The sequence below is a fragment of the Clostridium amazonense genome (genome assembly GCF_056431285.1).
Map to the genome: position 1 here is coordinate 135,299 of NZ_JBWKMH010000024.1, position 14,316 is coordinate 149,614.

General features: G+C 24.4%; 14 protein-coding genes. 1 reads left to right on the top strand and 13 read right to left on the bottom strand.

The annotated features are described in order from the left end of the window. Positions 1 to 202 precede the first annotated feature (202 nt). The 12 genes from AC07E4_RS09985 to AC07E4_RS10040 all read right to left on the bottom strand — a co-directional run bounded on the left by AC07E4_RS09985 (position 203) and on the right by AC07E4_RS10040 (position 12,559). Positions 203 to 1,189 (bottom strand): tyrosine recombinase XerC, encoded by a 987-nt coding sequence (locus tag AC07E4_RS09985; RefSeq protein WP_040328946.1) that lies wholly within the window; start codon positions 1,187 to 1,189, stop codon positions 203 to 205. A 499-nt stretch (positions 1,190 to 1,688) separates the two neighbouring features. After that, positions 1,689 to 1,856, bottom strand: coding sequence for a hypothetical protein (locus AC07E4_RS09990; RefSeq protein WP_430829230.1), 168 nt, complete (start codon positions 1,854 to 1,856; stop codon positions 1,689 to 1,691). 58 nt (positions 1,857 to 1,914) lie between these two features. Further along, positions 1,915 to 3,216: a helix-turn-helix domain-containing protein gene (locus AC07E4_RS09995; protein WP_478216295.1), complete on the bottom strand. Its 1,302-nt coding sequence runs from the start codon at positions 3,214 to 3,216 to the stop codon at positions 1,915 to 1,917. Positions 3,217 to 3,309: 93 nt separating this feature from the next. Continuing rightward, the gene (locus tag AC07E4_RS10000; protein WP_430829232.1) at positions 3,310 to 4,242 is read right to left on the bottom strand and encodes a CPBP family intramembrane glutamic endopeptidase; all 933 of its coding nucleotides are present in this window, start codon (positions 4,240 to 4,242) and stop codon (positions 3,310 to 3,312) included. Between the two features lie 79 nt (positions 4,243 to 4,321). Continuing rightward, positions 4,322 to 5,971, bottom strand: coding sequence for an acyl-CoA dehydratase activase (locus AC07E4_RS10005; RefSeq protein WP_430829233.1), 1,650 nt, complete (start codon positions 5,969 to 5,971; stop codon positions 4,322 to 4,324). Next, positions 5,952 to 7,238 carry a 2-hydroxyacyl-CoA dehydratase subunit D gene (locus AC07E4_RS10010; RefSeq protein WP_478216296.1) on the bottom strand — a complete coding sequence of 429 codons (1,287 nt, stop codon included), beginning with the start codon at positions 7,236 to 7,238 and terminating at the stop codon, positions 5,952 to 5,954. The genes AC07E4_RS10005 and AC07E4_RS10010 overlap by 20 nt, the downstream gene beginning before the upstream one ends. Before the next feature lie 164 nt (positions 7,239 to 7,402). Then, positions 7,403 to 7,561: a hypothetical protein gene (locus AC07E4_RS10015; RefSeq protein ID WP_158644490.1), complete on the bottom strand. Its 159-nt coding sequence runs from the start codon at positions 7,559 to 7,561 to the stop codon at positions 7,403 to 7,405. Between the two features lie 24 nt (positions 7,562 to 7,585). Next, positions 7,586 to 8,503, bottom strand: coding sequence for a glycoside hydrolase family 73 protein (locus AC07E4_RS10020; protein WP_430829234.1), 918 nt, complete (start codon positions 8,501 to 8,503; stop codon positions 7,586 to 7,588). Between the two features lie 136 nt (positions 8,504 to 8,639). Beyond that, positions 8,640 to 10,655, bottom strand: a complete 2,016-nt coding sequence (locus AC07E4_RS10025; RefSeq protein WP_478216297.1) for a methyl-accepting chemotaxis protein — start codon at positions 10,653 to 10,655, stop codon at positions 8,640 to 8,642. 236 nt (positions 10,656 to 10,891) lie between these two features. Then, positions 10,892 to 11,191, bottom strand: a complete 300-nt coding sequence (locus tag AC07E4_RS10030) for a hypothetical protein (RefSeq protein WP_478216298.1) — start codon at positions 11,189 to 11,191, stop codon at positions 10,892 to 10,894. A gap of 24 nt (positions 11,192 to 11,215) precedes the next feature. Further along, on the bottom strand, positions 11,216 to 11,761 hold the full coding sequence (locus tag AC07E4_RS10035) for a GNAT family N-acetyltransferase (RefSeq protein WP_478216299.1): 546 nt from the start codon (positions 11,759 to 11,761) through the stop codon (positions 11,216 to 11,218). Positions 11,762 to 11,845: 84 nt separating this feature from the next. After that, a complete protein-coding gene (locus tag AC07E4_RS10040; RefSeq protein ID WP_430829238.1) occupies positions 11,846 to 12,559 on the bottom strand; it encodes an LptM family lipoprotein in 714 nt (237 codons plus the stop codon). 161 nt (positions 12,560 to 12,720) lie between these two features. Here AC07E4_RS10040 and cobO point away from each other — a divergent pair, with 161 nt between their 5' ends. Further along, positions 12,721 to 13,236: a cob(I)yrinic acid a,c-diamide adenosyltransferase gene (cobO, locus tag AC07E4_RS10045; RefSeq protein ID WP_040328932.1), complete on the top strand. Its 516-nt coding sequence runs from the start codon at positions 12,721 to 12,723 to the stop codon at positions 13,234 to 13,236. Between the two features lie 45 nt (positions 13,237 to 13,281). Here cobO and AC07E4_RS10050 read toward each other — a convergent pair whose 3' ends face one another. Beyond that, the gene (locus AC07E4_RS10050) at positions 13,282 to 14,055 is read right to left on the bottom strand and encodes a DUF6398 domain-containing protein (protein WP_051540365.1); all 774 of its coding nucleotides are present in this window, start codon (positions 14,053 to 14,055) and stop codon (positions 13,282 to 13,284) included. Positions 14,056 to 14,316: the final 261 nt, after the last annotated feature.

Below are 14,316 nucleotides of genomic sequence, written 5' to 3' on the forward strand. Positions count from 1 at the left end.
TCAATAATTTATGATTTATTTAAAACTTAATTAAACATTTGTTCACAATATATCAATAATAAAGAGGTTTTATTCATATTTTAGAAATAATATTATATAGAGGAGTATTTTGTATACATTTACTTTAAGATAAAATTATAAAAAATAAAGTGAGATGTAATTATCATTATTCACATCTCACTTTACATATATTTTTTTATTTTTATTCATCGCTCAAAGGATTTTTATTTATAGCAATTCTTAATGTTTCATCATCGACATGTGTATAAATTTGAGTTGTAGACACATTTTCATGTCCTAGTATTTGTTGAAGAGTTCTTACATCTACATTTCCATGTTTGTGCATTAAAGTTGCACTAGTATGCCTCAATTTATGTGGTGTGTATTTATCTTTATCAAGTCCTGCTAAACCTATATATTTTTTTACTATTCTTTCAACAGTTCTTTTATTTATTCTTCTATACTTTCCACTTATGAATAAGGCATCTTTATCTTCACTTGCTACTCTAAAGTTGATTTCATTTCTCATAGGCATATATTTCATAATAGCTTTTAAAGAGGCTTTATTTAAATATATTGTTCTTTCCTTATTTCCTTTACCTATAACTTTCAATGTATCACCCTTAATATTAGATAAATTTATGCCACATAACTCAGAAAGTCTTAAACCACAATTTAAAAATAATGTTATTATACAAAAATCTCTCTCTGAATTTTTATCTCTGTTTTGAGTTACATTCAAAAGATCCTTACTTTCATCTAATGTTAAATAAATAGGGGACTTCTTTGGAAGTTTAGGCGACTCTAATTCTAGAGTTATATTATAAGGTATTAATTTTATCTTATTAGTCAAATAATTAAATAAAGATTTTAAACTAGCTATTTTTCTTGCTTTTGAACTAGACCCATTATTTCTAAAATTATCTAAGTAGGATATATATGCATATAAATCACTGATACTTAAATTTTTAAGAATATCAATGGATATGTCATCAATTTCCAAATCATCTAAATTATCAAAGGTAACATTAGATTTAGATAAATTTTTATGGATTTTTATGAACCTAAGAAAAAGATTAATATCAGATGTATATGCAGTTAAAGTACTACTTGAAAGACCTTTAACAGTTCTCATATAATTTAAAAAATCTTCAACATAATAGGGCTTTTTACATTTTAAACTTGACATAAATTCCTCCTTAATATAGTTATATAAGTAGAGAATATATAACTAATATGTATAATAATTATATTATATCACAAAATATAGCGTTATGTCGTGAAACTTACATTTCACGACATAAATATTGCAGATAAAAAGAGCCATATATAATATATTATATACTTTAATTTCATTAACTCCACTCACTTCATATTATTCTTTAGTTTAAATTCGTAATTATAGTTATAAAGTTATAATTTTACTCGTTCATCTATATCAATAAGATGTATTTTAAATCTAACTAGTGCCATTAAAATGAATAATTTTTTTATAATTCCCAACTATTAGTATACTATTAAATTTACTTATAATTTTTGTATTTATCAATGCTACACTACTTCTAAACGTTTTATATAATTATGTATTTAAAATTTAAATTTGTATAAAAAAATATATGCTAGAACTTCTTGACTAGCATATATTTTTGTTTTTATTAATTTGTGTAAAACTTGAATAATTTAAATAACTATCCTAACACAGGTGGATCTTCTGATGTTAGTGATAATGTTGAAACTTCTGTGTTCACTCCTAATAAAGGTGGATCTTCTGAACGTAAGTATGTTGACATTCCTATACCAACTGTCCCTACAAGAACTAAAACTGTAACTATTAATGATGTAATTCTTTTTTTCATATATAAATTTACCTCCTTATATAGATATAATATTTATTTATAATATTTTTTAATATTATTAGCTTATATTTTGAACACTTCCTATAAGTTCTTTAATTTTATTACTACATAATTGTACACTTTTATAATCTTCATCATTGAAGTATAATTCTGACAATTCATTATAATATTTAATTTTCAAAATATTATTTTCTAATAAATCTATTATCTTTTTAATTATGTCTTTTTCTCTATTTCTTAAACCTAAATTTTCATATATATTCTTCATATACTTATATCCTTCAATTGCATATTGTTTATCATTATATATGTCTGAATACTCAATACCTAATTGCAGTAATACTATAGCTTCATTATATAAATTTAAATCTAAATATACTTGTGCTTTTTCAATTAATGTATGTCCTAAAAGCATTTTATCATGTTTAAATCTAATATTTTGAGCTTCACTGTAATAAAAAATTGCTTCTTCTGTCTTTTTATTTCTAAAATATAAATATCCTAAATTATTATATAAATGCCCTAAAACTTTTTTATCTAAATTTTTATTATTACTTATAATGTCTTCAATAATATTAATAGCATAATCAATATATCCTTTAGCCTCATAACAACTAACTTGTATACCTTTTGCATATATAACATTATTAATATCCTCAGCGTCTTTGCTTTTCCAATATTTGTTGATAAATATTTGAGCTTCATTTATTGCTTTTTCATATTTTTCTATGTTTTTATAACAAATAGACAAATTATATACTGCATAATAATATATTTTTTCATCTTTAAGCTCTTTTGCTTTATCTTTTGCTTTATTATAGTAAATTATTGCTTCATGATAATTTAATAATTTATATTTGCACATCCCTAATTTATTATATATATAAGATTTTTTAATTATATTTTCGTTTTTGTATTGTAATAAATCTAAAGAATAAAAATAATTTTCAAAAGCTATTTTATATTCATTTTTATTATAGTAAATATCTCCTATCAACATAAATGCTTTAGACATATATGTATCTAAGTTGTATTCTTCTGCAATATCTTTTATTATATCTAGTTCTTCCAATGTGATTTTGTCATTTTCTAATTTTTCTTTGCAATATTTTTCAGCTTCTTCTTCCCTTGTTCTCAAAAAGTATCTATCATCTATATCTAAATTATAGTTTTTTTCAGCTAACACTTTTTTAAATTGCATAGTTAAAACTTTCGATGCTTCTTCTGTAATATTTCGCCTGCCATTTTCCATTAATCCAATATATCCTCGTGATAAGTTTGTTGTCGCTAAATCTTCTTGTGTAATTCTTGCTTTTTTTCTTAGATATAAGATTTTTTCGCTTCCATTTAAAAAATGCAAAATTTCCACCTCGTTTCTTCCGATACACCCTTTATACAAATTGTATCATTTTTACATATTTTTGTCAATTTTTTCTATTAAAAAAATATATATTTATTTAAACATTGTAATTTTACTATTTGATAATGTTTCTTTTTCCTTTTTTATCATATATATAAGTACCAATATTGAAACTCCTAATACTATAGTTCCTGCTAATCCAGCTTCTGGTCCAAAGATACCTCCTGAAAACATATCATTTCCTACTAATCTTAAATCTATAATTGAACCAGCTTTCATTGGAAGTCCACTTACTTCAAATCCAAAAATATTTCCTTGTGCAAAATTCCAGGCTGCATGAATTCCACAAGCACCCCATAAATCCTTTGTTTTTATAACATATAATCCAAATAAAAGTCCTGATAATATTATATTTAATATTGCTATAAAACTAATATTGGGATTTCCTAAATGTAATAATCCAAAAAGTGATGCTGAAACTATAAGTGCTATAACGCCATTATATCTAGCACCTAAAACATTCATGAGCCATCCTCTTGTAACAATTTCTTCTGCTGCACTTTGAATTATCCATCCTGGTAAAATAATTAGAACATTTAAAATAGCAAATTTACCTACAGGTTGAAGAACATTTTTTTCTATTTCAACACATCCTGCCAAATATAAAAGTGCTACAACTGCACTCATAAGTAGTATTCCAACTCCAAATCCTCTTAAATAATTTAATAGTAAATTTTCTTTTTTTAGTCCCATAGTAGTAACACTTCTTTTCCCTATGAATTTAACTACTGAAAATACTAAAATAATAATAAATACAAAACCTATAGTAAGATTTAAAAATTGCATCAGTAATGCATTATTAAAATCCCATCCTAAATCCAAACTAAAAAGTATATGAAGAATTATACCTCCAATAAATTGACCTACAAATACAAATGCATAAGCTAAAATTACTGCTAAAATAAAATTAGGTAATTTCTTGCTTTGTCTTGTTTCTAAAAATAATTTTTCATCTTTTAAAATCATTTTGCCCCCCTCTTATTAAAATCATTTCATTAAAATACTATGATTACTTTTTATAGTTTATTAGTGATTTATATAGTTTCTATTCTTCTAATGCAAATAAGGCGGCACCCAACGCTCCACATATTTGCCCTTCTTCTGGTACAATTATCTTAGTACTTAAAGATTTTTCTATTTCTTTTACTACTCCTCTATTTTTAGACACTCCACCTGTTATCATAAACTTATCATTTTTTCCTACCCTATTTACAAGTGACAATACTTTAGATGCTACAGCTTTATTAATTCCATGAACAATATTTTCTATTTCTTCATTTTGTGCAATTAATCCTATAACTTCTGATTCTGCAAATACAGTACACATACTAGAAATAGTTACATCATTAGTATATTCTAATCCTAATTTGCTCATATCTTTTAATCCTAACTCTAATGTTTTAGCCATCATCTCTAAAAATCGTCCTGTTCCAGCAGCACATTTATCATTCATTACAAAGTCTTTTACATCTCCATTTTCATCTATTCTAATTACCTTACTATCTTGACCACCTATGTCTATTACTGTTCTTATATCTTTATTTAAAAAATTTGCCCCTTTTCCATGACAAGTTATTTCTGTTAATTTTTTATTTGCAAAAGGAATAGAAATTCTTCCATACCCTGTAGATATTATAAGTTTTAGGTCATCTTTTTTTAAAGCTGCTTTATATAAAGCTTCTTCTAATGCCTTATATGCTCCTTCTATAGACTTAGCACCTGTTTTAACAATTGAATAAGATATTATCTTTTTATTCTCATTCAATATAACCACATTAGTGGATGTAGATCCACTATCTATTCCTGCAACAAACTGTCCACTTTTATTATCTTTTTTAGTTTTAGTTTTTGAATCATTTATTTCCTCTAAAAGTGCTTCAATTCTAGTTTTCATTTGTTCTGAATTACCTTTAGTATAATCTGATTCAATTTTAACCATAGGCACTGTAACTTTATCTTTTAAATCTGCATATTCAAAACCATAATAATCACAAAACTTAACAGTGTTGTATATTATTCCCTTTAACTTATCATCTTTAATTAGTGTTTTTCTATTTTCTATGTTTTCCATTCTCATACAAGACATTTGATTTAGTAAATCACTTGCGTATATTTCCATAACATCATCTAATAAATTTAAATCTTTATAACAATTTGAAAATTTATTTTTATAGCCTGTACAACTACAGTTTTTTACTGATAATGACGATATTTTCTTTATCTCTTCATAAAGATTAGGACTCATACGTCCTCCTAATACACTTATATAATTAGAGTCACTCTTTTCCTCTTTTTCTACACTAAAACTCTCTTTAAACTTTTCTAAATCAAAAGTTTTTGATGAGTAATTTTCATATGAGATTATAAATTTTAAAAGTTCATTTTTAAATATTTGTATTGAAAAAGGTGTTACTTTTCTCGGAATATCAATAATGTAACAAAATTTAATTTTTTCATCTTTGCATAATATATCCTTAACTCTCCTTAATGAATCACAACAATTTATAAGTAATACTTCATCTATATTCATTTTCTTAACATTTTCAAGTATAGTCTTACAATAACTACATAGATTATTATGAGTTACACTATGAGCCACATCAAAGTTTTCCACTTCAAAATCTATTTTTATTCCCTCTTCATCAAAACCCTTAAAAAGTTCTTTAGGAGTATATTTACAAACATATCCTATCATGTCTTTTCTCCTTTTCTACTATGTCTAAAAATGCTTCCATTCTAGTTCTGATTTGCTCATCGTTACCATTTCTTTTATCAATACCATCACCATCAATTATAAGTGTTTTAATATTGTTACTTTCTAATTTTTCTTTTAGAATATAAGCACCTCCAAAGGACTGTTTACATCCTACATGACATAAATGTACTACTCCATCTATTCTTAATTTATTGCACATTTTTAGTATGTTATCTACTTTTCTATCATATCCACCATTAAAATGATTTAAAATTAATTTTTTAGCTATGCTCTTATAAGGATTGTCCACATCTAATTCTATAAGTGAATCAAAATTAAAATCACAAATAACTAATTGATTATCTTCATTCAAGTTAAAAATTTCTCTTAACGGCTCAGAGTAAAATGGAATTAAATGTGTCCATAAAATTCTATTTCCTTCTACCTCTCTACATTTATCAATATCCTCTAATAAAAAACGATAATATTCTAAAACTTTATCATGTCCTAAAAAAGCATGTGTTGCAAAAATTCTATACATTTCTAATGTTAGTGTATTAGGATAATATTTATATGCTAATTTATCTAAAAATTTCTTATAATAATCTATAGATTTATTTTCATTTAAAATAATCTTTTTTAGATTATCTTCATTAAATTTTCTATTAAAATTGTCTTCTAAAAAAGATACCATTTCTTTAAGTTGCATTTCTACATATTCTTCAGCATCTTTAGAGTATTCATAAGGAACATCTATTACATATTTATTTATTCCACACTCTTTAGATATTGCCCTAAAAGTATTTATATTGGCATCACAAGCAAGTGAAGTTGTTATTGCACATTTAGGTGCTGGCAAAACTTTTGAAGTAGCTGCACCTAAAAAAGCTTTATGATATGAGCAAAAGTTATCACTAATTCCTTTTTTTTCTGCAAAATCTATAAATGCACTTTCACAACCCGCTCCTGATAAATAAGATGAAAATGCCTCTATAAATTGTGGATATATGTTCATTGCATGTAAAAATTCACAGGGTGTAAATATATTAACCAATGCCGAATTACTAGAATGCTGCATTGGCTCTAATACAAAATCCATAGATATTTTAGATAAATACTTCTGCGAATTCAAAAAATCTTTTTCTTTAAATTTACTTAAAACATTTCCCTCTAGCCAATAACCAGCTTTAAGAAGATTAAAACTTACATTAGGCTTATATTCTATATTCTTACAAACTAAATCACTATATAAGTTAAATAAATCCACATGCACACCACCTTAGTTTTATTTTCATTCAATTGTTGGTAATAATTTATATTTTAACACATAATTTGAAATTTTAAAATTATTCTAAATACTATTGCATTGATTTATTTTAAAATAAAAAGTATCAGCAATGATTTTAATAATCTTTTGCTGATACTTTTTATCTATTTTTTTATGTATAACATTTTTTTTATACAAGTATTTTTCCTTTGTATCTTTTTTAATTTGAATTTAAAGTTTTCTCCAATAACAGTAAATATCATTCCATTGTTTTTTAATTTAAGATTTGTATCTACACCTAATTTTCTATTTTTCTTAAACATCTATTAACACCCCTTAACATACAATTATTCTTTGGTTTGCACTATACTATCTATATTTTGAAGACTATATTCTCTTATAAGTTCAATTAAAATATCTGCATAAATTTTTTCACCAAATTCATTTTCAGCAGTACTATATCCTGCATTTTCTAGTGCTTGTGCTTGAGTTATATATGTTTTTGCTTCAAATAGTCCATTTTCTTTATATCTTGAATTTACAACTAAGAATTCACCATGATCTTTTATTGATTCGTCTATACTTTTGTATTTTCTAAAGTTAGCATTAATTATTGTATTATGAAACTCTTGTGTTTTAAAACTTATATAATCTCCCTTATAATTTGCATCTGCTTTAATTCCAAACAAATTATTTCCCTTTACAGAAAGTTCAGATCTACCAAAGTCAGATTCTAATATAGCTTGAGCTATTGTTATAGATGGAAGTACCCCATATGTATTATAATTTTTAATTGCATCTTCTTTTATTTTATTTATAAATTTTAATTCATGTGATAAATTTTTATCTTCTTTTTCTTCTTTTAGCATTTCCAATTGATATTTACCTAATTTTTCTATATATTTATGTACTTTTCTTTTTTGATTATTATCAAAGTTTAACTTCTCCATTACACTTTTTAAAGGAAGAATCTTATATTCACCTCTGTACGTTATAATAAAAGTTTTACCTATTTTAGTTATAACCTTATCATCTATGGAATTAAAACTATTTTTATTTTGTACTGCTGCTATAGCTGCAATTTGTTTCCAATCTAATTGAACTTTCTTATCTCCTATCTTATCTGCCATATCCATGTAATGTTTCATATCTAAATTATTCATGTTTATACTTTTATTTATACCAAAATTATAAAAAAATAAAAAAGTAATCATTATTAAAACTATACTAATTACTAATAATATAATTTTAAATATTTTTTTCATCTGTTCACCTCGTTTTTACAAAATTAACCTATATATAAATATATCACCTTATACCTATTTGTCCAAGTTAAAAAGTGAGTTCACTTTTAGTAAACTCACTTCTCATCAATACTTAATTTTTGTTAAACTCATCTAATTAAGTTGTAGTATCTTCTATATTAAACTTTTCAATTAATGAATTTAAATACTCTGCATACTCTTTTAATTTCATAGCTTCACTTGAAACTTCATCAATTCCTCTAGCTTGTTCATCAGATGAAGCACTAACTTCTTCAGATGTGGCTGCTGTTTCCTCAGAAATGGATGATACTTCTAATATTTTTTTACTTAAATCATCTTTACTTGTTTCAATACTTAATAATGAACTATCCACTTCTACTATGCTTTCTTTAAGTTCTTTAATGTTTGAAACAATTAAGTTAAATTTATCTTCTGTTATTCTTACACTTTCATTTGTAACCTCGTTAAGTGATTTATTACTCTCCATTTCCTTATTAAGTGATACTATATCATTTTTAATTTTTTCAATTACTGCATATATATCTTTAGCTGAATGAGCACATTGATCTGCAAGTTTTCTAACTTCTTCTGCTACAACTGCAAAGCCTCTTCCTTGTTCACCAGCTCTTGCAGCCTCTATACTTGCATTTAACGATAGTAAATTTGTTTCTTCTGCTATAGATTCAATTACATCTATTATTTTACCTATTTCATTTGAATTTTGTTTTAAATTTTCTATTTTACTTGCTATATGATTATTAGATTTTTCATTCTTTGTATAATTATTTATTAAAGTATTTATTGCTGAAGTACCCTCAATTGAAGCATCTTCAACTTTTTCTGAAATGCTTAGCATATTTTTAGCACTTAGTAATGATTTATCTAATTCCACACCAAACATTTGTGTATTTCTTACACTTTCATCTAATCTTTCAGCTTGCTCATTTGCTCCTTGTGAAATTTGTTGAACTGCATTTGCAACCTCTTCACTTCTTTCACTAGATTCAAGCATTATAGAATATAAATTTTCTGCACCAGCTTTAACTTCATTAGATGATGCTTTTACACCATTCAGTACATTAGCCATATCATCTATAAGTAAATTTACTGCTTCAACTATAGCTAAAACCTCTACATTATATTTACTATTTACTTCTGCTTTTTCTGTAAAGTCACCATCTTTAATTTTTTCAAGTATATGAACAGAATCTGAAATTCCTTTTGATATTCCTGAAGAAATCTTTCTTGATACTATAAAAACAATTATCAAAATTAGGACAAATAATATAGCAAATGGTGCTATTTGACTAATTTCTTTATCTAATATGTATCTATTAGTTGTCATATTAACTAAAATTAAATTAGAGGTATTAAGTTTTTGTGTTGAAACCACATAATTTGTTCCATCAATAGATATAGTTTCTAAACTGTTATTTTCTATTGATAACAATTCATTTATCCAAGGTTTTTCACTTGAATCACTTCCTATAAATTCATTGTCAGTAGCAGAAACAATTAACCCTTCTCTAGAAATAAGCATGGATTTAAATTCTTCTGATCCTGTATCAAGTTTTTCATTTAAATTATCTATATCTTGATCTATAGCTATTACACCTATAACATTTCCACTATTACCTATAATTGCTTTTGAATATGTTGTTACAAATTTTCCTGTTATATTATCTTTATATGGATCAGTTAAACATACAGAATCTTTATTGTTTATTGCATCTTGATACCATTTAGTTGATTTAAAATCAAAATTATTTTTAATTGCAAAATTATCAGGTAAATCTACTATATATCCATCTTCTAATGCTATGTATACTGATAAAATGTGTTCCCTATTTTTTAAATAGCTAGCAAGTGTTTTTTCAAACCAGCTTCTTTCATTAAATTTATTTTCTAATGATCCTTTAGCATTTGCATCATCAGTTAAAAAGTTTAAGTCTTGTTTTACTGAGTTATAAAATGAACTTATTGATTCATTTATAATATTTAATTCATAAAGACTTGCATTCTCTATTTCATTTTTTACATTATTTCTTACAGAATACAATGTTATAACATTTACTAATATAATAGGTATTATAGAAACAATCATTGCCATTCTTATAATTTCTTTTCTAAGTGTTAATCTTTTGTTTTTCAAATTTTTCACCTCAATGTTAAATATCTTTTCTTATGTAAAATTAATACATATAATAAAACTTATAATAATCGGTTACTTTAATTTTTCATAATATAAATTTATTATTATAATAATTACCATTCCTTATTAATTATATATCACACTCCATTATAACAAATTTTTGAAATTCTAAAATTACATATATCTTTTTAACCTTCGTATTTATAGAACTATACTTTATTAAGTTTTTGTTAATATTAATTAAATTTAATATCTTTCTTACATATAAAAGCTATTACTAAAATAACTAAATAAAAAATTAAATATCTTATAAACTCTAATTTTAAAAAATAAGCTAAAATAATATATGTTGTCATAGATAAAATTAGACTAATTAGTCCATTTTTAGTATTTCTAGATATATAAACTCCTTGTGTCAAAAAGATTATAGGATTAACTCCTAAAAGACAAACTTCTAAAAGCTCATTATTTTTCAATGTATAACATACCCCCATACTAATTATAATTACTATTGATGAAATTATCTTTGTTAACATAAACTCCCCCACACTTATAATTCTTTATATATCATTAATTAAAGCCATTCTAACATGATCTTTCCATTCACCATTTACCTCTAAAAAATTATGTGCTATTCCTTCATTTATGAAGTTTAATCTTTTGCATAAATTTAAAGATGAAGTGTTTTCTTCACGTATATAAGCCTCTATTCTATGCATACCATACTCATTAAACATAATTTCTATGCCTTTTTTTAAGGCTTCAGTCATATATCCTTTATTTGTTTCATCTTTATCTAACTTATATCCAACATGACAAGATAAAAATGCAAATGGAACTATATTATAAAATGTAATTTCTCCTATTATTTTATTTAAATCTTCCTTTTTAAATATCCATAACTTTAACATTAACCTATCTTGAATAAATTTCAAATCAGTTTTTAATTGAGTTTTCTGAAAATTTTCAGTATAAAACTTTTTATCTCTCAATGGTTCAAAATCACTAAAAAAATCTACATTTCTATTTATGTATTCTGTAACAATACAACTATTTGAATCATCTAAAACTTTTAAAATTAATCTATTCGTTTGATAACTCTCCATATTAAATTCCTCCTTTTACATATATTACATATTATACATTATATGTTTTCTAATATATCATTAAAAGTAAAAAAAGACCTGCAATTAACAAGTCTTTTTATCATGTTTCTTTCTTATATATACGTAACTAACGATAGCTATTAATATAATAATGACTGCTAAATAGAGTAAAATTATATATGGATACTGAGGTTGTTCATAAACAATGGTCATCTCGGTACCATCTTCTATATCACTTAGCTTATACTTCCATTTAGCAGTATTTGAATTAACAATTTCTGTAGAATTGCTTTCTAATATAGCTCCTGGAACTTTTATTACATTTTCATAATCTATATCTCTTATAACTTTACTTACTTGACTTGTAAGTAAATTATAATTTTCCTTAGATACTTGAGCTAATGCATCTTTTAATATATTTTTATTAACTTTTATATTTAATGCTACTTTATTCTTTAATATACCTGGGATTATTTTCTCTTGTAAATCTATATACTGTTTTATATTCTCTCTATTGTGTACTTTTTCAAAATTAAACAAAGTATATTTGTATTCTATTACTTTCATATTATCTTCATCATATCTCTTAACTTGAAACCCTTGAGATGATATATCTTTTTCATTTGATAATATAGGATCTATAACTTTGCTTACATACTTATCATATTTTATTTTCCCCATAATAAATCCAGTACCATCTTTATTTATTTCTGTTACTGTAGTTAAATTTACCTTTCCACATCCTACTAAAAAAATAGTTAAAAAAATAGCTAGAATTAAAACTCTAATTTTTTTCATTTATCTCTCCTCATATTTAAATTTATAGTTTATTATTAATTATACTTGAATTTTTGTCAATATAATTTTATATTGCAAGTATTCCATATTAATATTATAGACAATAAATCTCATATAAAGTAAAATTATACTATAACATATTTTATTGGAGATGATTTACTATGGAAAAAGGTTATATTCATGTATACACAGGAAACGGAAAAGGAAAAACTACTGCAGCGGTTGGACTTGCTGTGAGAGCTGTTTGTGCCGGGAAAAAAGTATACTTTGGTCAATTTGTTAAAGGTATGAAATATAATGAAGTAAACTGTGAAAACTATTTGCCTAATATAAAATTCGAACAATTTGGAAGAGGATGTTTTATATCAAAAGCTCCAGAACAAGAAGATATAGATAGTGCTAAAGAAGGCTTATCTAAAATAAAAGAAATACTTATAAATAATACCTATGATGTTGTTGTTCTAGATGAACTTACAATTGCAATGTATTTTAAATTATTCACATTAGATGATGTACTAAATGTTTTAAAATTTAAACCTGAAAATACTGAAATTATAATAACAGGTAGATATGCACCCGATGAGTTAATTGATTTAGCAGATCTTGTTACAGATATGACTGAAGTTAAACATTATTATTATAAGGGTGTACTTTCAAGAAATGGGATAGATAAATAAAATATAAAGTGCTAGAAACTCTAGCACTTTATATTTTTTATAAATTTAATTTTTCTTACTGGGAAATGGTATTATCTTGCACTTAGGCATTGGAACATATTCATCATCTTCTGCTTCTAAAGTATCTAGCATTTCTTCCATATCTCTTAAATTGTTTATCTTAGATAAATGACACTTATTAATTATATTGTCTAAATTATTATTATCTAGCATTTCTATAAGAGAATTTAATTCTAAGAATTCTTCTATATCTTCACTTGATAAATTTTCTATATCAATCTCATCATCATCAATATCTATTGTAATATCGTCATTATTAATATCTTTCTCTTCTGGTATATGTGATATAATTCCATCTTTTAATGCTTTCTCTTGAATTTCTTTTGGTACATATCTTATATCGGTTATAAAACCATCCAAATTTACAAGCCAAGTTAAAGGGTTTTTGCTTAAATTACTAGGAATAGTCCACTTTAAGTCTAAAGGTGTTATATCCAATAAATCTGATATATTATTAGACTTAGAAGATACAGAACTTCCACTAACCTTAAAATAAGAATATAAATCTTTAGCTTTTATATGTATTGCTTCGCTTGGATCAAATAAAAAGTTAACTTTACCAACTACATGTATTATAGAGGGTGCCCAAACATCTATTTTCCCTCTGCTAATTCCTTTAGGATTTTTTCTACATACTTCTTCACATAAATTAATACAAAGTTTTTTATATTCATCATTTAAATAACTATCACAAAAACTTTTTATTAAATCTATTATATTATAATATCTATCTTCAATTTCTTTTGGTATAACTGACATAACTTAATTCTCCTTTTGAAAATAACTAATTGCTTTAAACTCATTTAATTTACTTATAATATTATTAATACTCTTTAAAGTCAATAAATTTATCTAATATATAAATTATATTTCAAAATCATCTACATTATCAACCTTAAAGTATGAATTTATTCATATATGTTCCAAAATATGTTTAACATATTTTTATATAAAAATTTATATTCATTTAATTAACTTTTAATATTAAAAGAAGATGCCATATTTTAAGCATCTCCTTCT

What these genes read in the sequence shown, in the direction of transcription:
- AC07E4_RS10050 (WP_051540365.1), bottom strand. Translation starts at nt 14,055, where the DNA reads ATGTCAGTTATACCAAAAGAAATTGAAGATAGATATTATAATATAATA.
- AC07E4_RS10005 (WP_430829233.1), bottom strand. Translation starts at nt 5,971, where the DNA reads ATGATAGGATATGTTTGTAAATATACTCCTAAAGAACTTTTTAAGGGT.
- AC07E4_RS10030 (WP_478216298.1), bottom strand. Translation starts at nt 11,191, where the DNA reads ATGTTAACAAAGATAATTTCATCAATAGTAATTATAATTAGTATGGGG.
- AC07E4_RS10000 (WP_430829232.1), bottom strand. Translation starts at nt 4,242, where the DNA reads ATGATTTTAAAAGATGAAAAATTATTTTTAGAAACAAGACAAAGCAAG.
- AC07E4_RS09990 (WP_430829230.1), bottom strand. Translation starts at nt 1,856, where the DNA reads ATGAAAAAAAGAATTACATCATTAATAGTTACAGTTTTAGTTCTTGTA.
- AC07E4_RS09985 (WP_040328946.1), bottom strand. Translation starts at nt 1,189, where the DNA reads ATGTCAAGTTTAAAATGTAAAAAGCCCTATTATGTTGAAGATTTTTTA.
- AC07E4_RS10035 (WP_478216299.1), bottom strand. Translation starts at nt 11,761, where the DNA reads ATGGAGAGTTATCAAACGAATAGATTAATTTTAAAAGTTTTAGATGAT.
- AC07E4_RS10040 (WP_430829238.1), bottom strand. Translation starts at nt 12,559, where the DNA reads ATGAAAAAAATTAGAGTTTTAATTCTAGCTATTTTTTTAACTATTTTT.
- AC07E4_RS10015 (WP_158644490.1), bottom strand. Translation starts at nt 7,561, where the DNA reads ATGTTTAAGAAAAATAGAAAATTAGGTGTAGATACAAATCTTAAATTA.
- AC07E4_RS10020 (WP_430829234.1), bottom strand. Translation starts at nt 8,503, where the DNA reads ATGAAAAAAATATTTAAAATTATATTATTAGTAATTAGTATAGTTTTA.
- cobO (WP_040328932.1), top strand. Translation starts at nt 12,721, where the DNA reads ATGGAAAAAGGTTATATTCATGTATACACAGGAAACGGAAAAGGAAAA.